The following is a 23264-nucleotide window of genomic DNA, read 5'->3' as shown; positions in this document are numbered from 1 at the left end:
ATGTATGTGACCTCAAGGCAGGAGTATTTCTCTTTCCCCAAACAGCCGCTCCGCGACAATTCCCTGTGCCTGGCAATCCATCAGGAGGGCATTGGATTCTACGATCGGGCTGGAGGTGTCGGCATACTTCTTACTCATGATGTAGTTCAGCCAGGGTTCCTGGCCCATGGCGTAGATGTAGACATATTTGCAGTTGAACCGACGAACAATGTCGAGTCCTCTGTCATAGTTGGATCCCGAGAGGCGTCGGGATTGATCCACAGTATGCGGAATTCTGCGTGTAATCAGAGGTCCGTAGATCCATGATAATGGCGCTCCATCGCACTCCATCCCGAGGAAAAGAACATCAACATCGCCGACGATTCGATGAATGTGTTCGTAGAGCTTTGGTTCGATGTTGCAGGAATCGGCTGCAAAGAAGAGAGAATGTTTTTGCATGCGCACCAGATAACCAAGTTTGCTGCGGATATCGAGATCTGCATGTTCACCCAGGAAGGGAACTCCCATAATGGTCGTATGACCTGCCTGGATCGTTTCCAATTCATCGAGTTCGACGACATTTGGAAAGCCGATGTTTTGTAACAGCAGCTTTAGCGACGGATCCTGCAATGATCCTCCCGAGCATCGGGGGACCACTACGCATCGAATACGATGGCGTAGCTGCAGAATTGTCTCGAACATAATGTGATCCTGGTGATTGTGGGTTATCAATACATAATCGATATTGTCCGGTAGATCCTCATATCCATAACGTGGGATGCCGCCCCCGAAGGTGTAACTCAGTACTGGATCCGTCAAGATGGTTACGTCTTTCGTCTCCACCAGGATGCATGCATGTCCGAAGTAGCGCCAGCGAATACCATCACCTGTGTATGCCTCATAGGGAGGCGGCTCTACATCTGTGAAGAAGGTGTAAAAGAGAGAGTCGCAGTTATCCGGAAGAGGAAGTCTGTCTCTGATCCACGAGAGAGAGCGCGGATGCCGTTTCATCGCAAAAAGCTGGTCGAGAGAGCCGCTTGCGAATGGCATGGGGACGTGCACGCTGTCGTCGCTGTCGAGCCGCGGAGTGCTGAGGACAAAGGGCCTGTGATCGCGGTCGATCAGTGAAAGCATGATGCTCTGCGTTTCCTCATCATAGTAGCGGCTTCGATATAGCAATGGTTCGATCAAGCGGAAGGAAGGCTGGTTATTGAGGTCATACACGAGTTCGACATAGCCGCAAAGAAGCTCTGGGACATTCTTATATAGAGGTTCGAGAGAGTGACCGTCGGCGCTTGTGCTCAAGAGGTTGTCTAACTGCTGAATCGCCTCGGCAAAAGCGACCATATGTGCCCGGTCCTGTTTGATCTCAGAGATTAGTTTCCTGATCTCGGGCACCCGGTCGCTGCCGTGATCGATGAAAGGGCCTCCTAGCATCTTCGGGTTGGCGACTGCAGCAGCATGCACATGAACAGCACTCACGAAGGATTCCATAATCTTCAAATGCCTATGAGCAATGTTCATTGCTGCAGTCGCAGGTGAAATCAGATGGGACCAAGCGTACCAGCGATCAACCAGCGGCTCAGCGACGACATTTGGACGAAGATAAACCGCATCATTGTTCATGACCGGGCAACACTCTCCCCCGGTATCGGGCAAATCCTTTGTTCGGGATCACTGATCGCCGCTGAGAGTTCCAGGGCGAGCGTATGGACATGGGGTTCTGTCATCATGGTGATGTGATCGCCCGGAACAATGTGTACGTCAACTTCTCCCTCCACCAGTTTGTTCCAGCCCCAGGTATCGTCATCGCCCACGAGGTTGATCTGGATGCCTGTATCTTCTACGTGGATCTCCTTGGCCCGGAGCAAGGTGAGGTTGCCATCGTACCTCCCTCGCGGCCGGTAGTGCATACAGTTGCGGGTGCTTGCTTTAAAGACCTGCACTAATCCCAGTACTTGTGATCGGCTTGCCTCCGGTGGCAAGATGTCTATCCCCTGCAGCCGCTCTCCCAGATATGCCATCTGGTGATCGACACTGAGCGGTTGGAGGTCTTCATACGAGATGCCGAGCGGCTTGTCTGCCCAACGTTCAATGAGTCTGGCTACCTTAAACAGATAAAGTGCCTCGTCTGTATCGATATCCTGAGTTTTGACTTGAGAAATAGGTGCTGGTGTATCGACGATCACGACCTTGTCAACTTGATCCCCACGTTCGCGGAGTTGCCGCGCCATTTCAAACGCGACCCATCCTCCTGAAGAGTGCCCGGCGAGGTAGTATGGTCCACTCGACTGGACCTGCTGTATCTCTGAGAGGTACGCCCTTGCCATCTCCTCGATACTGCCATGTGGCGCAGATCGGCCGTCGAGCCCAAGTGCCTGCAGTCCGTAGATGGGACGTTCGCGTCCGAGTCGTCGGGCAAGATCATACAAATAAACTACATTTCCACCGCCGCCCGGCACAAAGAAGAGCGGTTGCTGTAATCCGGTGGCTTGGATGGCGACGAGAGACGACCATGTGGGCGTTGCCGCTTTCTGTCGGAGAGTTGCGGCAAGCTGAGCGACAGTAGGGCTATTGAAAAGGACAGCAAGAGGTAATTGAACACCAAAGTCTTGCTCGATCCAAGCCATCAGCCGGACCGCAAGCAGTGAGTGACCGCCGAGCAAAAAGAAGTTATCCTCCGCTCCGACCGGATGGACGTCCAAGGTCTCTTCCCATATGTGCGCGAGTTTCTGCTCGAGAATGTCACGAGGAGGTCGAAAAGCACCAGCTGAGAGCGAGGTGCCCGATCCGAGAAGAGAGAGGGCTTTTCGGTCGACTTTACCATTAGGAGTGAGGGGAACAGATTCGATCTGCACAAAAGAGTTGGGAATCATGTACTCCGGCAGTCGTTCCTGCATGGAGCGTCGCAAGATTGCTGGATCGACTTCCTTACCGCTGCTGGTGCTTGGATCTGCGATGAAATATGCGATTAGCGAGTTTCTGCTCCCGCTGTCCGCACCTGCAACAACGACAGCTTGCTTCACGCCTTTGATTTTAGAAAGTACCGCTTCGACCTCCCCCAACTCGACGCGATGGCCACGGATCTTGACCTGATGATCAGCCCGGCCGATAAAGACGACCTGTCCGTCGGTACCGCAACGAACGAGGTCTCCTGTCATGTAGAGTCTTGCGCCTGGCTCACCGCTCATGGGGTCAGGCACGAACCTCTGAGCAGTCAACCCAGGTCTGCGTAAATAGCCGCGCGCCAGATTCATGCCGCCTAGATAGAGTTCTCCGATATGGCCCGCTGGTGTTGGATTGCGCTGAGTGTCAAATAAGTATGTGCGCGTATTGGGTAAGGGCGGACCGATCGGCGGTGAGGCGCATTCGCAGCGGCAATCCCACATCGTCGCGCAGACGGTCGATTCGGTAGGACCATACGCATTCACAAACCGGCGGCCCGACTGCCATTGGGCAATAAGGCCAGGCGAACAGGCTTCCCCGGCAACGATCAGTGTCTGCAAGTTCGGCAGAGTCGAAGCGGGTAACATTTCCAAAGCCGACGGCGGTAGTGTTACGTGGGAGATGTTTTCGCTTGCGAGCACCTGGGCAAGTGCTTGGCCAGGCAACAGATTTTCGGAGGTGGCGAGGTGGAGTGTTGCGCCTGAGCCCAGTGACATGGCAATTTCCCATGCTGAGGCATCAAAACTGAGCGAGGAGAATTGCAGTATGTGGCTTCCGGGACCAGTTGAAAGCTGAAGGCGCTGAGCACGAGCAAGATTACACAAGCCTCTGTGGGTAATCTCGACGCCCTTCGGATGTCCGGTCGAACCGGAGGTGTAGATCACATAAGCGAGATTTTCTGGTAACACCGATGCGCCAAGATCTTGATCCGATTGGATCTCGATTTCAGGCCAAGCACTATCGATAAAAATTATCTGTGCCCACACCGACGGAATGCGGTTCTGGAGCTTTTCCTGGGCGATGATAATCGGCGCCCCGGAATCCTCGATCATGTACGCAAGGCGGTCAGCAGGATATGCAGGATCAAGCGGCAGATAAGCGCCGCCGGCTTTGAGGATTCCCAGGATTGCGATGAGCATGTCAATCGAGCGCTCAACGAAGACGCCCACCAATATTTCTGGCCCAACTCCATATGTCCGGAGATGATGCGCCATTTGGTTCGTGCGTCTATTCAATTCGCAATAAGAAATGTGCTCGCCTTCAAAGGTGAGGGCAATCGCATCTGGAGTCTCATGTGCCCATTCCTCAAAGAGCCCGTGAAAGCCATTGTCAAAGGGAAATGGTGTTGCGGTGTCGTTTCGCCTCCTGATCTGTTCACGCTCTTCCGAGGTAAGGACGGTAAGTTCGCAAAGGCGTCTTTCTGGATGGATTGCAAATTGCTCGAGCAGCAGTTGCAAGCGTTGAAGGATTTGCGCCACCTCTTCATCCTCAAAGCGGGAGGTCTCATAACTGATTGCTAGTTTCAGCGTAGTTCCTGGAACTGCTTCGAGTGTAAGAGGATAGTTCGTTTGCCGAAAGAGGTGCAGATCATCCACTTTGAGGCGAGTTTCTGATCCGCGCAGAGGATAGTTTTCGAAGATTATCAGGCTCTCGAAGAGCGGCTTGCCTGACAGGACGTCACTCCATGTGTGAATATCGGCCAGGGAGTTATGGGCGTGCTCCTCGCGCTCTACTTGGCTTTCCATGAGTCGCTGCAGCCAGGTTAAAAGCAACGCATCTGGTGGTGTATAGACGCGCACCGGCAGGGCATTGATGAAAACGCCGACCATCGATTCGATACCTTCTAGCTCCGGAGGACGTCCAGACACCGTAGCTCCGAATACGACATCGGAATCACCGCTCATGCGGCTCAGCAAAAGAGCCCAGGCGCCCTGCACAATGCAACTCAAGGTCAATCGATGTTGCTGCGCCAAGTCCTGCAATTTTATGGTAATGCCGGGGGACAGGCGGATTTCCTTTTCATGGTATTCAGTCGCACTGTGGACGGAAACGGAAGCGACTTTCGGCATCTCGATGTTTGTTGGTATGGAGAAGCCTTTGAGGTTTGTTCTCCAAAACGCTTCATCCTGCGATGAGCGGCGCTTTGCGAGCCAGCCGATGTATTCGCGGAATGGACGCGGAGGGATGGAGAGGCACGTTTCCTTCCCATTGCTGAACGACTCATACGTATTCAGCACATCCTCAATAACAAGGGAAGCTGACCATCCGTCTAGGATGAGGTGATGATGGCTCCAGATGAATTGATAATCTGCATCTGTGATCTGGAACAAGGCGCATCGCATAAGTGGTGCCCTGCTCAGATCGAATCCTTGACGTCTGTCGGCCTCGAGAAAACTCTCCAGCCTCCCGGTAAGTCCTACCCGATCCGATCGGCGCCAGTCATCTTCTGTCCACTTCAATTGACAGTTTCTGCGCACAATCTGTAATGGTTGCTTTCGGTTCTTCCAATAGAAGCATGTGCGCAGCGACGCATGCCGATCGACAGCAAGTTGCCAGGCGCGCTGAAACATCCCCGGATATTTCAGATTGTTTAAGCGGCAGCTCACCTGCTCGAAGTAGACGGGAGAGTCAGTGGCAAGCAGACTATGGAACAGGAGTCCTTCCTGTAATGGCGATAAGGGATAAATTGCCTCGATGTTCTGGCTCTTCTTCTCCGGGATCGCTACATTGATGTTATTCAAGTCCGGCCTCCAATTCGTCCAATTCGGTTTGACTCAACTCAATATCAGGGAAATCCGAAGGCGTTAGGCCGCCAGCCCAAGGAGAAAGACAGTGATCCACAAGTGACTCGATATAGCCGATCACGGTATGCCCCAGGCGCTCTATCGTTGCCGGCTTATGCAGCGCCCTGCTATAGACGATCTGCACCTGCAGCGTGCTGTTTTGGACATAGGCGATTACATCCAACGGATATGCACGGGGACTCATGGAATTTTGTTCATCCCCGACCATCACGGAACTCACGCTAAGAATGGGGGTGGAAGTCGCGTTATCGATTACACCGAGGTAATTGAAGCTGATTTCCGGACGCGGCTGAGCGGCGAGTCGATCACGCAGGTCGGAATTCTGGCTCAAGTAGCGCAGCACGCCGTAGCCGATGCCTTTACGGGGGATTCGGCGTCGTTGTTCTTTGACCGCTTTCAATTGCTCCCCGAAGCCGCTGACTCCAGTAAGATCGAGATAGAGGGGGTATATTGAAGTAAACCAGCCCACCGTTCGCGAAATATCGACATCCGGGAAAAGATCTTCGCGGCCGTGCCCCTCGCAGTCAATCAGATTGTTGTGCGATCCATTCCAGCAGGCGAGGCTTTGCGCCAAAGCGGTCAAGAGCAGATCGTCCACATCGGTGTGATACACGTCTGAGATACTGTGTAACAGGGCAAAGGTTTTTTGGCTGCCGAGCGCTACCTGAATGTTGGCGGCGGTTGCAGCGGTATTTCTGGCAGGACCCACGGGAAAATCGAGTGGGATGCGTCCCACGGCCGCAGGTCGCCTTAGCCAATACTCGGCTTCGGCAGAGACCGAATTAGTAGAGGCGTAATCTTGTAGGCGGATAGACCAAGTCTTGTATGTATCGGTAGCGGGTGAAAGTTGAATAGCCTGATTGCTGGTGAGCTGCCGATATGCAGTTGCAAAGTCATCCAGCAGAATTCGCCAAGAAACACCGTCAATAACGAGATGATGAACAATGAGCAGCAGTTGGCCTGAGCATTCGTGACCCTCTCGGAACAGCACGGCCCGCATCACGGGCCCGCTCATGATATTAAGGGCTGATTGAGCCCTCTTGGTCGCTATGTCGATCGCCTCCTGGCGTTCGGGCTTGAGTAGCGTGTTGAGGTCTACCTCTTCGAGGATAAAAGAGCCGTTTGTAGCAGAATAGTTCTGCTTCCATCCATCCGCTTCACTGGTAAAGCGTAAGCGCAAAGCCTCATGGCGCACTACCAGTGCCTCTAGGACGAGCTCTACCCAGTCCGTTCGCAGATTTGCTGGGACAGCAAGCATCACGGATTGATTGAAGTGATTTTGGCTCGGAAGGTTCTGCTCAAAGAACCAGTGCTGAATGGGCGTAAGTGGCACTGCCCCCTGTGCCTGGCAGGCTGGCACGACAATGCTCCCATTGCTCTCTACTACGGAAGCAAGTCCGGCGATTGTGGGATTACGAAACAGGTCGCGAGGGGTTAAGCGTAGACCGACTTTGGCTGCGCGAGCAGCGACAAGAATACTCTGGACAGAATCTCCACCGGAGCGAAAGAAATCGTCGTAAATTCCGATGCAATTCTGTCTTAGAACTTCCTTCCAAATCGACATCAATTTCTTTTCAACATCCGTACGCGGCTCGACTTGTGGATGGATCTGAGTTGTACGCGCAGAGGCCGGATCAGGGAGGGCATTGCGATCGACTTTACCGTGAACCGTAAGTGGTAGCTTGTCGAGAATCACGAATGTTGATGGCACCATGAATTCAGGTAGCTTCTCGAGGAGGAAAGCGCGCAACTCCTCCGAACTGAGAGGAGCAGGGCCAGAACATTCAACGTAGGCGGCCAAGTACTTCTCTCCTGCGACCGAGTTACTTGTGACCACCACGCTCTGGGAAACTGCAGGATGCAATTCGAGTTGTGCCTCGATTTCGCCAAGTTCTATGCGGTAAGAACGTATTTTTACCTGTTGATCAAGACGCCCGATAAATTTGAGGACACCATCAGGCCGTTGTACAACAAGATCTCCGGTACGATACATGCGTTCACCCGCCCCAGCCGAGAATCCATCTGGAAGGAATCGTTCCGCTGTAGTCGCTGGTCGTCTAAGGTATCCTCGGCAGACACCATCGCCGGCGATGAAAAGCTCCCCTGGTATTCCGGCAGGGAGTGGTTTCAGCCGATGATCCAGAACGTAAAGGCGGGTATTGGCGATGGGGCGGCCAATTGGTACAGATTCAAAGGCGAAGTCGTCGTCGATACTCTCGTGTACGCAGCAGCCGACAACTGTTTCGGTTGGGCCATATTCGTTGATGAGCCTCGTCTGCGGTGCATGCTGGCGCCACATGGCGAGACGTGACGCTGGGAGTGCATCGCCGCCGATGACCAGCATGTTTGTCTTGGTAGCCAGTTGATTTTCGGCAACCACCTCGTTAAGCAAAGACAGATGCGCCGGCGTGATCTTGATCAGACTATATGTTTCTCCTTGTTCGAGCGCTGAGGAAAGCGTGTCAATTCCTTCGGACTCGCGGAGCAGCGTAACAGTGCGGCCCGCAAGCAACGAGGGAAAGAGCGCAGTTATTGTCGCATCGAAACCAATAGAGGAATGCACAGGGGTTCCTGCTCCCGATTCAAGGGCATAAGCCTTGCAGCACCATACGAGATAGTTCAGCAGATTGCGATGCGCGATCATCGCCCCCTTGGGGAGCCCTGTGGAACCGGAAGTATAGAGTACATATGCCAGATTTTCTGAACACGATTCGATCATTGGTGCATACGTAGCCTGTTCAGCCGTGAGAGACTTCATCTCTCCGTCGACACAGAGTACTTTAGCGCAACTCTGGGGAAGGGTTGCATGCAACCTCGTCTCTGTAAGGATCACCGCGACCTCTGCATCCTGTAACATAAAAGATAGCCGCTCCGCAGGGTAAGTGGGATCGAGAGGTACATATGCTCCTCCTGCCTTGAGTACCGCAAGAATGGAGATCATCATCTCGAGCGAGCGATGCATGTGGATGGCGACCCTTACTTCGGGTCCGATGTTCATCTGTCGTAATCGATGCGCCAACTGATTTGCACGTCGATCCAATTCTGCAAATGTCAGGTGGTCGTCTTCCAGCCGAATTGCGACGCGATGCGGTGTTCGGGAAGCTTGTTCCGCAATGAGATGGTGCAGCAATCTATTCCGCGGATAGGCTGCCACGGTATTGTTGCATGTCTTGAGGAGGAAGATCCGTTCCTTCTCACTGAAGAACGGCAGTTCTTCGAGAGGAGAGGCCAGATGTTCAGCAGCTCCCTCTATCAAGGTAGCCAATTGTTCGCAAAGGCTGGCTGCGTAATGTGGGTCAAATACAATTTGATCGAAATCGAGCCTCGCCTGCAGGTCATCGCCATTGCGGGTCAACGCCAGCTTGAGATGAAATGGCTCGGTCCAAGCCTGTTCGAACGCCAGCGTGATTCGGAGACTGGAACCAGAGAGGTCCATCCTCGTCCAGCAGTTCAGTTCGAATGCAATCGTCTCGTGCTGTCTCTCGCCGGCTTTGCGTTCATAGAATTCCTGCCAATCCTCTGCCATATCTACTGTTCCGGCCAGTGCTTGCTGCAATTCGGTAAAGTGCATATCTTCACGAACAGTACAGGTAACAGGAATAACTCTTGCCATAGGCCCGATCACTCGTTCCAGTTCTTTATAGCTCCTGCCGTGGAGAGTGACTCCCACTCCTACCTCGGACTGCCCGGAAACCAGACGCAATAGCGCGAACCAGCAGCCCAGAAGGAAAATATCCTCGCGCTCAGTTGTTCGCAGAAATGACTGTACCCGGTCGGATATAGAAACTGTATGCGAAGCTGGGGAAAAGCTGACTTCCGTGCAAGATGATTGCTGCAACGGGAATGTGATGGAAGAGGGGACGGGCTGTGTGCTCCAGTATTTGCGCCCCTGTACCGCATCCTCTTCTTCCTGGAGGGAGCGCTGCCACTCGGAAATACTTGAGTATTGGAGAGCTTCCCCGTTTGGAGGAAACGGTTGTGGAGATGTATACCAACCAAGAGCTTCCGACACGATAGTGTGCATGCTATCTGCATCCGCACAAATTGAGGGCACGGTTAGGATGAGAATGTGTTCATTTGGCGTAAACCTCAGCAGAGAGGCACGCAGCAATCGGCAATTCGTGAGGGTAAACGGTGTCAGGCAATCTTCAGCTCGGTGGTTCCCGGTTCTTTCTGCTCTCTCTTCCTCTCCACAATTAGTCAAGTCGAGGTAGCGCCATAAAAAACTGCCAAGCGGAACAGAATGCTGAACGGGGTCCCCTGTCTCATTCGCACACGTGAATTGTGTGCGTAATATTTCATGGCGATCGACTACTCTTTGCAGCGCGTTCTGCAAGCGGGTGATATCGAGTTCGCCTTCAATGCGCAACCCGCATTGAACGGTGGGAACTTGAACCGAGAGCGCATGGGCTCCTTGTACTTTGACTATCTGCCAAATGCGTCGTTGTTGATAAGAGAGGAGAATTCTCGGATCAACATCAATGGATATTCCGTTGGTATTAGTGTGCGAGCTCAGCATAGCTTCGTAGTTCACCCATGGCAACGAGAAGTTGTCTTTCCCCTGAAAATGCGTTACGCGCGTGTGCAGTGGAGATATTGTCGACCATCAATACGTCACCCGCTTGCCATGGGAAGCTGACTTCCAGTTCGCTATACAGCCGGCAGATCGACTGCATGTCTTCGTCGGCAATCGGCGAACCATCTCCGTAGTAACAAGTGCGTGGGAGATCTTCTTCAGCGAATGTCGCAAGGAGAGCATCGCGCGCTTCTTCATCCAGGCAAGAGAGGTGCCAGTGTTGTGCTTGGTTGGTCCAACAATACTCGCCGGTAACAGGGTGAGGAATGGCGGCGGGACGAGTAGATCGTGTTCGCAGGCAATCGCCATCCTTCCATTCGAATTCGATGAGATTGTCATTGCAGTATCTTTCGACTTCTGCCCGGTCGTTGGTCCGAAAGACTTTTTGCCAGGAGAGCCCAGGCCCGTCGCTGTAGTTGCGGACATACGTGATGCCATGACGCATAAAGCGGTCTCGAATTTCCGGATCCATGCGTTCGAAGACTTTGCGGCTATCGACGATCGGCGTCTCTCCGCCGCATTCGGCAGGCTGGACGCAACAGAACCAGATCTTTTGCGGCCAACGATAATTGAATGTGTTTTCGTTGTGCCATAGCAGCTTGCGTTCCGGCGAGAAAAAGACCGGCCTATAGACAGTTCCCGTGATGTTCTCGCGAGGATGCTCTCCGTTCTCCTTGAACAGCTCGGAGCAAATGGTCTGCGTGAATTTGTCGAAGGCATCCACCGACCCAGCATCGAATCCTCGGAAAAGAACTGCGCCACATTCGGCTAGTTTGTCTTCCACAAAGCTCTTGTTTTCCGCAGCAATGCTGGAAAGATCTTTATGTCCGTTTGAGGGTTCGAGCACTGCCGGTAGTTTGCTTTCTCCGAAGATTTGTGACATCCGGAATCCGCTGGTTCCATTCCGCTGCCGAGACGGTAGGTGCATGCTCTTCAATCTTTCGAAATCGATCGAACCTCGCTTGCGGCGTGCGATTGTCGGTGTATTGCTTTCCATGCAGGACCTCGTTGCAGGCAAACTTATGACAGCATCTGGCTGAGATATAGCCTGGCGAAGAAGCTCAATATATTGATCACGAATACGGACGATCGTGGAATCGTCGAATAAATCTGTGTTGTACTCAAAAGTCATCCGTAGACCGTCGGGAGCTTCTACGAGGAAGAGGATTAGGTCTAGCTGCGTTGTCCCTGTTTTGATCTCGACGAGAGTTGCTTCCAGCCCAGGCAGTCTGAGCGCAGGAGGCGGCGCATCCGCAAACACGATTTTGATCTGAAATAATGGCGCTCGATTGCTTCGACGTTCGGGGTTCAACGCATCAACAAGTCTGTCAAAGGGAAACTCTTGGTGCGCTTCAGCGGCAAGAAGGACTTCTCGGGTGCGGGCCAGCAAGGTGCGGAAAGAAGGATCTCCGCAGAGACCGGTTCGCAGAACCAGCTGGTTGACGAAAAATCCGATCAGTTTCTCGACCTCGGTACGCGTACGATTGGCAACATCTGTGCCGATGACAATGTCGTTCTGACCGCTCAATTGCTGCAGCAGAAGATTGAAAACAGAGAGAAGGCCGATGAACAGTGTGCAGCCTTCTGCCATGCAGAGCGTCCGCAATTTTTCCACAGTCGAAAGTTCCAGTGAAAATGTGCAGTATGCTCCGTGATAGCTTGGAATCTCCGAGCGGGGACGATCGGTGGGAAGTTCCAACACCGGAAGAGCTTTGAGCTGTTCCTTCCAGTAGCAGAGATGTGATTCGAAGACCGGGTTTCCACGTACGAGCCATCGCCGTTGCCAATAGGCATAATCCTTGTATTGAACCGGAAGCTTGGACAATTGAGGAGCGTCTCGCTCGACCTTCGCCCTATATAGTTCTGAGAGTTCGCGGAGAAAGATATCGATCGACCAGCCATCAAACACGATGTGGTGCAAGGTTAAGAGCAGGAGATGGAATTCCGTCTCGTCTTTTCCCCCATCGGATTCCTGCAAACAGTTTTGACCGATTCCGACAAGAGCCTGCTTTACGCATCGGATGAGCGTGACTCGCAGCAGCGGGCCATTTTCTAAGTCGAACTTTCTGCCGGCTTCCTCGGTGGCGATGCGCTTCAGGTCTCTCGATTGCGTCTCAGCCGTAAACCTGCTGAGATCAATCCTGTCGGTTGTCAAACTCTTGGGCGGTCCGACAAACTGAACGGGCCCTTCTTCGGTAATCGAGTATGTGGTTCGAAGAACTTCATGCCGATTGACGATTTCATCCAGACTTGCTTGCAAGGCCTCTATATTGAGGGCACCCTGAAGGCAAAAGGCCCCAGCCATGTTGAAGGCTGTGCCTGATTCCTGCTGCTGTTCGAGTACCCACAGGCGCTGCTGGGCAAAGGAAAGGGGGTGCGAGCCACTCTGTGTCACAGGGATAATCGGCGGTAACAGCCCACCCTTACTATCGTGCTGCTTCACCTGATCGATGTATTCGCTGAGTAGGGCAACCGTAGGTAGGTCAAAGACACACCGCGCCGGAAGTTCAATTCCGAATACGTCCAGCACTCGAGATCGCACTTTGATCGCTAACAGAGACTGCCCCCCGAGGTCAAAGAATCCATCGTGCACGCTAACCCGCTGTTGACGGAGGATTTCACAATAGATAGACGCTACTGCAGTTTCGGTATCTGTCCGAGGCTCAGTGTAATCATGCTCAGTTACGGTCGCGGAATCTTTTGGCGGAGGAAGGGTAGTGCGGTCGACCTTTCGGTTCGGTGTCATGGGGAGAGCATCGAGCATGACAAAAGCTTCCGGAACCATGTATGCGGGTAGCGTCTTCGCGAGGAAGCCCCGCAGTTCCGTCACACTGAGCGCGATGTCGATTGGCACGACATATCCGACCAATCGGAATTGACCAGCCTCTTGCTTCTGCGCCGTTACAACACACTGTTTCACTGCCGTGTGTGTCGCTAGAACCGCCTCGACTTCCCCGATCTCAATTCGATGTCCGCGAATTTTAACCTGGAAATCGAGACGGCCCAGGAAATCAATCACTCCGTCAGCTCGATGGCAAACAAGATCTCCTGAGCTGTAAACACGGCTGCCGGGCTTGGGGTTAAACGGATCGGGGACGAACTTCTGTGCGGTCAAGTCGGGACGTTTCAGATATCCTCGTGCGAGTCCGTCTCCGCCGATATAAAGTTCTCCAGGAGTGCCTATAGCGACAGGATTCATGGAGAGGGTTTGGATCGCTTCTTTGTCGAAGATGTAGAGCCGCGTGTTCGCAATAGGACGGCCTAGAGGGACATAGCCATCATGGCCGGTTTCAGAAGCTGTGCTGCCCTGAAGATCATGAACAGAGGAGTAAACGGTCGTTTCCGTTGGCCCGTAGAAATTCTGCAGACCTTTGCTCGTGGCCATCAATGCGCGTCCCAGTTGGCTAGGGAGAGCATCGCCGCCGCTGATGACTAATACCTCGCGGAGCGATCTTGGATCATCCTCAATTAGCAACCGATAGGTGGACGGTGTCGCTTGCATGATCGATACGCGATTGTCCCGGATGATACGGCCGAGTTCCTTGCCGTCTCGGGCTTCCTGTGCACGAGCCAACACAACGCATCCGCCGAACGCCAGTGGAAGATAGATTTCGAGTACATGTGTATCGAATGAAACCGACGTCATAGCGAGCATCGAGGATGTGTTCGTAAATCCAGTTAGTTTCGGCATCGCGGTTAAGAAATTGACAATAGAGCGATGCTCGAGTATCACGCCCTTGGGCTTCCCGGTCGAACCCGATGTATAGATGATGTAAGCGGGGTTTTGCGCCAACACACCGCTCTGTGGATTTTGCTTCAAAGAACCGGCAAGCTGCATGTCCTCTTCATCTAGGTAGATCATGGAACGGGCCTGCAGACCTGTTTGGAGCGACCTTTCTGTGACGAGTATTTCCACTTCCGCATGCTCGACAATGTACGATAAGCGTTCCTGTGGATAGGAGGGGTCAAGCGGAACATATGCTGAGCCCGATTTCAGGATCGCAAGCAAGCCCACGATGAGTTGCGGCTTACGGTCGAGGCAAATCCCCACTCGTCTTTCAGGATCTGCACCCAAGCGACGCAGCCGATGAGCCAGACGATTCGCGGCCTCATTCAGTGCTCGATACGTGAGCTGCCCTTCGGCAGAGACGAGAGCAATCGCGTCGGGTGTACGTTCGACCTGCTCTTCAAAGAGCTGGTGAACGCAAGTGTTGAGCGGGTACTCGGCTTCCGTCTGGTTCCAGTCGGAGATCATGAGTTTCTGTTCGGAAGGGCTAAGTAGCGAGATATCTCTTAGCGGTTGCCGAACATCCTTACACATGCCTTGTAGAAGTGCATGTAGCTGCGTGAGCATGCGGCGAATGCTGCTGGGTTTCCAAAGGTCTGTATTGCCATCAAGATCGAGCACCAGGCTCTCATCAACCTGAGTTACATTTAAGCTGAGGTCGAAGGCCGTGCTGCTAATTGGCTGCGAGACCCACTTTACATCGAGTTCCGGCATTCCGCCGACCATGACGGGACGGTCTAGATTGAATAAGGCGCTTATTAATCGTGATCGTTCACCTTTTGCCTCGCGTGTCTCGATCAGCCAGGCGAATGGATAACTTTGATGCTCGTAGTCGACCAGGATCTCGGTTTTGAGACTGGCAAGATACTCTTCATAGGTTCCATTTCCCATGAGCCTGCTGCGAACAGGCAGAATATGAGCGCAGTAGCCTATGAGGCGTTCGCAATTCTCGAGTGTTCGACCGGAGACTGGCACGCCTATGACCACTTCCTCCTGGCTGCTTAAACGGTGGAGTAGGAGTGCATAAGCTGAGAGTAACGTCATGAATAGTGTTGCGCTGTGTGTCCGGCTGTGCTGGCGCAGTGTGAGTACCAAGTCCGAGTCAAGCCGCAGGGATTCGCGATGTCCGTGGAAGGTGCTTTCCGGGGGCCTTGGATGATCGGTGGGTAGATCGAGCACTGGAGGAATGCCGTCGAACTTCGCCTCCCAGTATTGACCCTGTGCGATCATCTGCGCGCTTTCCCGTTGTTGCTCCTGCCAGTGAATAAAGTCGCCGAATTGGAGTTGTGGCGTCTCCGGTTCTTGAGTGCCAGAACGAACGGAGGTATAGAAATCGCACACTTCGCGGAGTATGACCGCCATGGACCAGCCGTCAGCAACTATGTGATGTGCGGCGACCGAGAAGACATGCAGCTGCTCGTCAAGTCGGAGAAGCTTTGCACGAAAGAGCGGTGCTTTGCTGAGATCGAAAGGAGTTCTGCTTTGAATCTTGAGCCATTCGGCTAATGCGCTCTGTCGTTCTTGCGGGGACTTCGACGAATAGTCTGTAAGCGGACAGTCTATCGAAACATCGGTCAAGATCTCCTGGGAATCGCCATCGTTGCTGATCCTGATCCGCAAGGCATCATGCCGATTGACCACAGCCTGGATGGCTTGGTTGAGAGTGGCACAATGCAAGGGACCATGCAGTTCGAGAGCCACGCACAAGGTGTAGGCCAGTGATCCGGCCTCGTCCATCTTTGCCAATGCCCATAATTGCCTCTGTGCCGAAGTTAGAGGTAGGGTCCGCTGGGCAGCTTTCAAAACGGGACTTTCAACTGTCGAGGATGCAGTAAAGCTGCTCCAGAATCCGCCTTGCTGCATATCGTGAATACTGCTCTTCAGGGCGGCAAGGATCTTTTCTAAGTCGCTCTCGGAATGGGCAGTCGAAAGGAAGCAGGTACGGCCTTCCCATATATATATGCCCTTATGAATGAGATGGTGGTAGAAAATATCCATCTCCAGCGGTTGATAGAGATAGCTTGTATTTCCTGCCAGAGTGAACCGGAACAGAGATCCGAAATGTTGTGTTGTGATGGGAATACCCGCGTTGCTGAAGATACTATTCGCGGCAGCTACAAACCGGGCTGTGCGGGAATTCAAGTCCTCCTGCAATTGAGATCCTTGCGTCTTCAGATATCCGAGCGTCGCCCGAGCGCATGCCATTGCCAGCGGGTGCTTGCAGAAAGTGCCGGCGACAAATGTCCTGATGACCTCGGGCCTTGAATCGTCTCCATAATTCCAGGAGCCACCATCAACACGATCCAGGTAGAACGCTTTGCCGGCAACAATACCGATGGGCATGCCTCCGCCGACGATCTTGCCGTACGTTGCTAGGTCTGGCTCAATGTCAAAGTAACCCTGTGCGCCACGTGGATGGACACGAAACCCGGTGATTACTTCGTCGAAGATCAAAGCGACTTTTGTGGAGCGCGTGATCTCGCGTAGACGTCGCAGGAATGTAACCGGCTGCAAGCCCGGAGACCGACTTTGTACCGCTTCGACAAGTACCGCGGCGAGTTCTCCACTATGAGCTTGGATTAACTCCAGCGAGCTTTCCTCGCCATACGGGAGCACCAGGGCATCGGTAGCAACGTACTGAGGTACGCCGGGGACCATCGGGACGGCATGCCAATGACCATCCTGACGACGTCCCACAGCTAATGTTGCGTCAGAATGTCCATGATACGAGCCGGAAAACATGGCGATCTTGGTTCGCCCGCTTGCAGCGCGGACCATTCGCAGGGCCGCCATTACCGCTTCGGTTCCGGAGTTGCAGAATGTTACCCGTTCCATTCCGGTAATTTCGGAAAAGAGTTCAGCTACTTCCGCGGCTGTATCCGACTGCGGCCCAACCTGGATGCCGCGCTGAAGCTGCTCCTCGATCGCCTGCTCGAGAAACGGCGCTCGATGGCCGAATAGATTGACGCCGAATCCCATCGCGATATCGATGTATTCATTACCATCCACGTCCCAGAAGCGCGAACCTAGCGAGTGCTCGGCGACGATAGGGTACGACATCTCCTTGATCTCTGGACGCAACGCCATCACTGACCTCAAGTCCGCGAATACCTGCCGGGATCTCTGCGCCGCCAGCTTCGACCGCCGGGTGCGCGCGGTGTAGCGAGTGGCAAAGTCGTCAAGGTAGCGCTGTTGTTGCGGACTTAAAGTCTTTCGTTCCGATTCTCCGGCATGCTCGATCTGGGGTTGAGGTGCCGAGGCTTCCACGAAATAGGGTGAAGGAGTGCTCCTCGTGGCGGGAACTGGCGCGCGGTCTGTATCTTCAGTTGGAGCGCCCGGTTGCCCGCGGAGAAGCGTCAACTGGTTGTTCATCAGATCCAACTGTCGTAATACGATCTGTTCAAGCGCTGAACCTGGACTTGCCAATGCCGGCATGCTGGTTCTGTTTTCCTGAGTGGCTGCAGACAGTGCTGTCTGAGCTGACACGTTCGGCACGGTCTCTGCGGGCGAAGCCCGGTCGGGTGTTGCGTGGTTCGCAATGTGTGTTGCCAGCAATTCGATATTGACTAAGTCTTCGAAGAAGCTGCGGATGGGAATGCTGAGGCCGAATGTCTTCTGGATTCGCTGCACTGCGTCAACAAAAACGATGGAGTCCGCGCCCATATCGAGGAACCGAGTACGAACATCTACATCCTTGACCGGTATATGGAGCAAGTCCGCGACCAAAGACGAGAGAGAGTTCTGGATCGTAGCATGCCGGTCTTCTGATGGAACCATGCTCTCCTTCGCTTTTTCCTCGGGGGAGCTTCCAACCCAATAGCGCTTACGTTGAAATGGATAGGTTGGAAGTGACACGCGTCGGCGAGGATAATCGTTGTCAAAACCGTTCCAGTCGATATCAACACCGAGCTGATAGGCGGCTTGAATGCTACCGAGAAGCGTGTCCCAGTCGTCCCTTTTCTGTGTGAGGGAAGGCAACCATGTTGCCTGGGATGCGCCATCGCAGCGCTTCCCCAGCCCGGTCAGTACCGGTCGTGGACCAACCTCCAGGAAGACTTCGACACCGGCCTTGAGTAGCACTTCGATCCCTTGATGAAACCGCACCGTCTCGCGAGCGTGACGTCTCCAATACGCTGCATCTGGGGATTGGCCTTTGATGAACATTGCGCCGGTGAGATTTGAAACCAGCGGAATGGAAGGCGGCTTAAAATTTACCCTCCTGGCGACTTCTTCAAAGGCGTCCAAAATAGGGTCGATCTGTGGAGAATGAAACCCTTGATTGACATGGAGCCGCTCAAACATCCAGCCATTCCTGTCGCAGACCGCAGCTACTTGGTCAATGTCTTTCTGTGCTCCGGAAAGAACTGCGCTATCGGGGCCGTTGATAGCAGCGAGAGCTATCCTGCCTTGCGATGCTGAGACAAGTCCGTCGAGTCGTGCCGGGTCGGTGAAAACGGCGATCATCCCCCCCTCTGAGGGAGGTGCGCCGTTGTAACCTGTCGTGATCGCCTGCATGAGGCGTCCGCGCTCCGCCACTAGAAAAAGGCCATCTTCCAAGCTAAAGCACCCAGCTGCACACGCAGCGACATACTCGCCCAAGCTATGCCCCATGACCGCTACCGGCGTGAAGCCCCATAATCTCAGGACTTCGTACAGCGCGTATTCGAGAGAGAATAGGACCGCTTGAACCCATGCGCCATTATTGAAGAACTGTCGCAGAGAATCTGAGTCGTTCGAGTACAGAGTTGGAATTAGGGGCAAGGGAAGCAAGGGATGAAGGATCTCATTACACGTCTCCAGGATCTGGCGGAACTTGGGCTGGGTCTCATAGAGCTGTCGACCCATTCCGGCATATTGTGATCCCTGGCCTGTGAACAAAAGGGCTGTCTTGGGATTGGCACGGGCGATAGCGAAACTTTGGGAATTCGCAGCGAGAAGCTGCAACTGGTCCGCAAGTGCGGACGTCGAGTCGGCAATAACGGCAAGACGTCTTTTGAAATGTGAGCGCCCGGTGTTTGCCGAGAAACACACGTCCGCTATCGGAGTACTTTGCAGCGGACCAGTGAGTCGCTCAGCGTAACGACGAGTCAGTTCCTGTAACGCCAGTTCACTTTTAGCTGACAGCGCAACCAGATGTTTTGGCCGTTCCATGCCCGTGGAAATTTCCGGAGCTTTCCCGGAAATCGTCTGCCCCTCTTCGACCACGACATGTGCGTTGGTTCCGCCAAAGCCGAAGGAACTTACTCCAGCAATGCGCCGGCGCTCCCCGTGGCGCCATGGTTGAGGTGCAGTTGGGATCGTGAGGGGAGTGCCATCAAGAGAGATCAGCGGATTCAGGCTGTTCAAATGCAGGTGAGGAGGAATTTCTTCGTGTTTCAATGCCAGAATAACTTTGATGAGCCCGCAGATTCCGGCAGCGGCTTCCAGGTGTCCGCAATTGGTCTTAACCGATCCAATCCAGCACGTCTGATCGGATGAGCGCTTTTCTGTTAGCACTTCTTTGAGAGAGTTAAGTTCGATAGGGTCGCCGAGCGAGGTCCCTGTGCCGTGGGCTTCGACATAGCTGATATCTTCGCTACTTACCGCGGCATCCTTCAGGGCTGCCCGAATAACTTCTTGCTGCGAGGGGCCATTCGGCGATGTCAGTCCGTTGCTACGGCCATCCTGATTGATACTTGAACCTCGAATAATTGCTTGAATTGCATCGCCATCGCGCAGTGCGTCCCCGAGTCGCTTGAGCACGACGATTCCGCAGCCTTCTCCACGAACGTATCCGTCAGCTTGCGCATCAAAGGTCTTGCAGCGGCCATCCGGTGAAAGCATGCCCGCCTTCTCAAACGCAATGGTCCAATTGGGTGTAAGAATAAGGCTTACACCGCCTGCGAAAGCAAGGTCGCATTCGTCGCAGCGCAAGCTCTGTATCGCCTGGTGCACCGCCACAAGCGACGACGAGCAAGCGGTATCCACGGCCCAACTGGGCCCACGAAAATCGAATTGGTAGGAGATGCGATTCGCAGCAATACTTCCGGCGTTGCCTGTTGCGGAATATGGATCCACTCCTGACTCATGAGTGATTCGGCTGTATTCATTACTGCTGATTCCCACGAAGACGCCAGAGCGAGTTCCCATGAGCCGTTCGGGAGCTTTGCCCGTTTGCTCCATAGCCTCCCAGCACACTTCAAGCAGTAGTCTGTGCTGAGGATCGATTTGCTCAGCCTCCCGAGGCGAAATTCCAAAGAACTGCGGATCAAATCCATCGATCTTGTCAATAAATCCACCCCATCGCGGACCATTGCCATTCCATCGCGATCGGGGCGCTTCTGAGATCGCATCCACGCCGTTGTGGAGCAGAGACCAAAAGGCATCAGGGTTTTCGGCTTGAGGAAACCTACATCCAATGCCGATTACAGCTATCGCCTTGGACTGGTGGTCGTATGTATGGTTAGGCGTCTGTGAACGGCTTTCACCGGCCAGATGCTTTGCTAAGCTCGCAATAGAGGGATAGTCATATGCAACTGTAGGATCGACGCGTCTCTCCAGCCAGTTTTCAAGGTCAGCCGAAAGTCCGACCGCTCCTATCGAATCCAACCCGTAGCGCGCAAAGGGTTCCTGAATATCGATATCCACGACCGAAAGGTTCAAACGTTGTGACAAATCGTGCGCGAGCCATGCCTGCAGGACCTCCTCGTTTGGTTTGGTTGTCGCACACGGCGAGAGCTTCGGGACAACTACTGCCGATGGTCTCAATTGAATTTCTTTCGAACCCGATTTCCATTCGGCGATCACATCGAGCTCGCCAGAGAGGAATTTCGTTCGGCACGCACCTCGTCTGATCTTGCCGCTCGATGTTTTAGGAAGAGAGGACGGCTTAATGAGTACAATCGCATAGACTTGAAGCTCATGCTGTTCGCTGATGGCATGTCGAATGTTTTCAATTACGCATGCTTCATCCACATGGCGCCTCGCGGTGCGTTCAAGCTCCTGTACAACGACCAGACGCTCTTCACCCTCCGCCTCCACAGAGAATGCCGCTCCGCAATCAGAGGCCAACGCCGTATGAGATTGCTGGATGGTCAGCTCGATGTCCTGTGGGTAATGATTGATGCCGCGAATGATGATCAGGTCTTTGATGCGGCCTGTAATAAAGAGTTCGCCAGCATGCAGGAATCCTGTATCTCCTGTTCGCAAGAATGGGCCCTCGCCCGTCTCGGCGAGATAGGCTTTGAAGGTGTCTGCACTGTCTTCCGGACGGTTCCAATACCCTGATGCCACAACTGCTCCGGAAAGCCAGATCTCACCCACTTCGCTTTCCGAACACCGCGTGTGAGAGCTCGGATCGACGATTACGATCTCGGTTCCGATCTCCGAACATCCGCAACCGACTAACTCGCGAGCCTCTTCATCTGCTTTTGCCAGTTTTACACGATCATGTTCCAGTGCTTGCGCGTTAACGCGAACCGTCGTTGGGGCTGCCCAAGAACGCACCGCTGTTGCTTTTAGCGTGCACTCGGCTAAACCATATCCCGGCGAGAACGCAGAAGCATTGAAGCCAAAGGGGGCGAATACTTCGCTGAAACGACGAAGTGTTGAAGCACGTACCGGCTCCGCCGCATTCAACGCCATGTGCCAGCTACTTAGATCCAGACTTGCCCTTTGCTCCGCAGAGATCTTGTTTAGACACAGTTCGTAGGCGAAGTTAGGAGCACCACTGTGCGTAGCCTTGAAACGAGAGATTGCCCGTAGCCAGCGTATCGGACTCTGAAGGAACGCAGCCGGAGGCATGAAGACGCAGGGAATGCCGCTATACAGTGGCTGCAAGATTCCATAAATAAGACCCATGTCGTGAAACATCGGTAGCCATGACACGATGAGACTTTCGGCTGTGTGGTTCCAGCCCTTGTCCATGTCCTGCAGCGTAAGCAGCAAGTTACCATGACTCACCATGACGCCCTTTGGCGTGGAGGTGGATCCCGAAGTGTATTGCAGGAAGGCGAGGCTGCTCTCGTCCACTAGTGGCGCCTGCCAGTCGTCTGCTTTCATCGGATCGAGATCATCGGTCGAATGCCAGACTAGCTTCATCAGCCAGACGTCATCCTTTACCCGAGCTTCGACGAGCGTGAGGATCTTTGTTGTGGTCAAAGCGATGATCGCTCCAGAGTCCGCCGCGATTGACTGTATGCGCCCGAGAGACGAATTGCGACGTGGAGGGTAGGCTGGAACAGCTATAGCTTTCGCAAAGAGGCATCCAAGAAAGGCGGCCACATAGTCGATTCCTTGCGGGTAGAGCAGCAGCACGCGATCGCCAGGAGAGACGCCAAGCGTTTGCAGCAGGACTCCGATCGATCGCGCTCGACGCTCTAGTTCTTCATAATTGATAACGCTTTCCTGCGTTTCTCCATCGGAGAGAAAAGTGTACGCATTGCAATATCCTTTGCTCAGTGCTGTTCTGCGCAGAATATCGACGATCGTGTTCCCTGTAAATGTTCGGTCCCACGGGGAAAGCGCTGTTGGCACTGATCTTTCATTCATGATCTCCGGCTCTCCTTTTTGTTAAAGGCAAGTTACAAGAAGATTTCGGAATAGTAACACGAATAATTTTCTTGGAAAGCTCAAAGTCAAAACTCTCGGATAAATTAGTGCAGCCTCTGCTTTGTTGAGTCATAAAACTCTTGTATCTTATGTTTCCCGGTGGCGACCTCGGAAGAAACAGAAGCGGCTCGTCAAAAGGGATTTATTTACTTAGAGTGATAAGGTGGAGCTAGGTCTCGTCTGTAGGCATGGGGGATTAAGATATATCTATGCCCGATATAGGGAGTAGTTGCACGACATCTTCGGAAACCCATCTATCTTATTGGAACTTATAACGTTTCGAACATATAGGGCCACGTGCGTCTCCGCGACATAGATCGGAGTAAGCCTGAATCGATGATGTATCAGGGGCCGGGGATTAAGATCGAGACCGGTATTGTCGTCAAGAGTGCATGGCGTGTTCCATGAACAAGACGCGAGGCTCAGTGTGCCTTGCGCGTATCAATCTTTCTTTCTCTCCCCTCGAGATGCTCTGTATCCTTGAACTAGCGAGCGATATCCAGTTGCCAGGGTGTCGGCTGTCCGAGTTCCTTTGCGTCCGTAAAACTGTTTCTCCTAGAAGTAGGAGCGTACTCTGGCCCTC

Annotated in this window: 4 protein-coding genes; all 4 read right to left on the bottom strand. The window is 53.5% G+C overall.

The genetic code is table 11. The features are described from left to right. Nucleotides 1–12: 12 nt before the first annotated feature. Genes AC6I7T_RS00565 through AC6I7T_RS00550 form a run of 4 tightly spaced genes read right to left on the bottom strand, consistent with a single transcriptional unit; the run spans nucleotide 13 to nucleotide 22621 of the window. Nucleotides 13–1605: an MBL fold metallo-hydrolase gene (locus AC6I7T_RS00565; RefSeq protein WP_497788244.1), complete on the bottom strand. Its 1593-nt coding sequence runs from the start codon at nucleotides 1603–1605 to the stop codon at nucleotides 13–15. Further along, entirely contained in the window at nucleotides 1602–5666 is a 4065-nt protein-coding gene (locus AC6I7T_RS00560; protein ID WP_497788242.1) for an amino acid adenylation domain-containing protein, read from the bottom strand. Before AC6I7T_RS00560 ends, AC6I7T_RS00565 begins: the two co-directional genes overlap by 4 nt. Continuing rightward, complete coding sequence (locus AC6I7T_RS00555) at nucleotides 5659–10248, bottom strand: amino acid adenylation domain-containing protein (protein ID WP_497788241.1); 4590 nt, start codon at nucleotides 10246–10248, stop codon at nucleotides 5659–5661. Before AC6I7T_RS00555 ends, AC6I7T_RS00560 begins: the two co-directional genes overlap by 8 nt. Next, on the bottom strand, nucleotides 10229–22621 hold the full coding sequence (locus AC6I7T_RS00550; RefSeq protein ID WP_497788239.1) for an amino acid adenylation domain-containing protein: 12393 nt from the start codon (nucleotides 22619–22621) through the stop codon (nucleotides 10229–10231). The genes AC6I7T_RS00555 and AC6I7T_RS00550 overlap by 20 nt, the downstream gene beginning before the upstream one ends. Nucleotides 22622–23264: the final 643 nt, after the last annotated feature.

The organism is Humiphilus diazotrophicus, assembly GCF_059726315.1.
The sequence above is the reverse complement of the archived record's forward strand: the minus strand, read 5'-3'. Positions and strand labels throughout refer to the sequence as shown.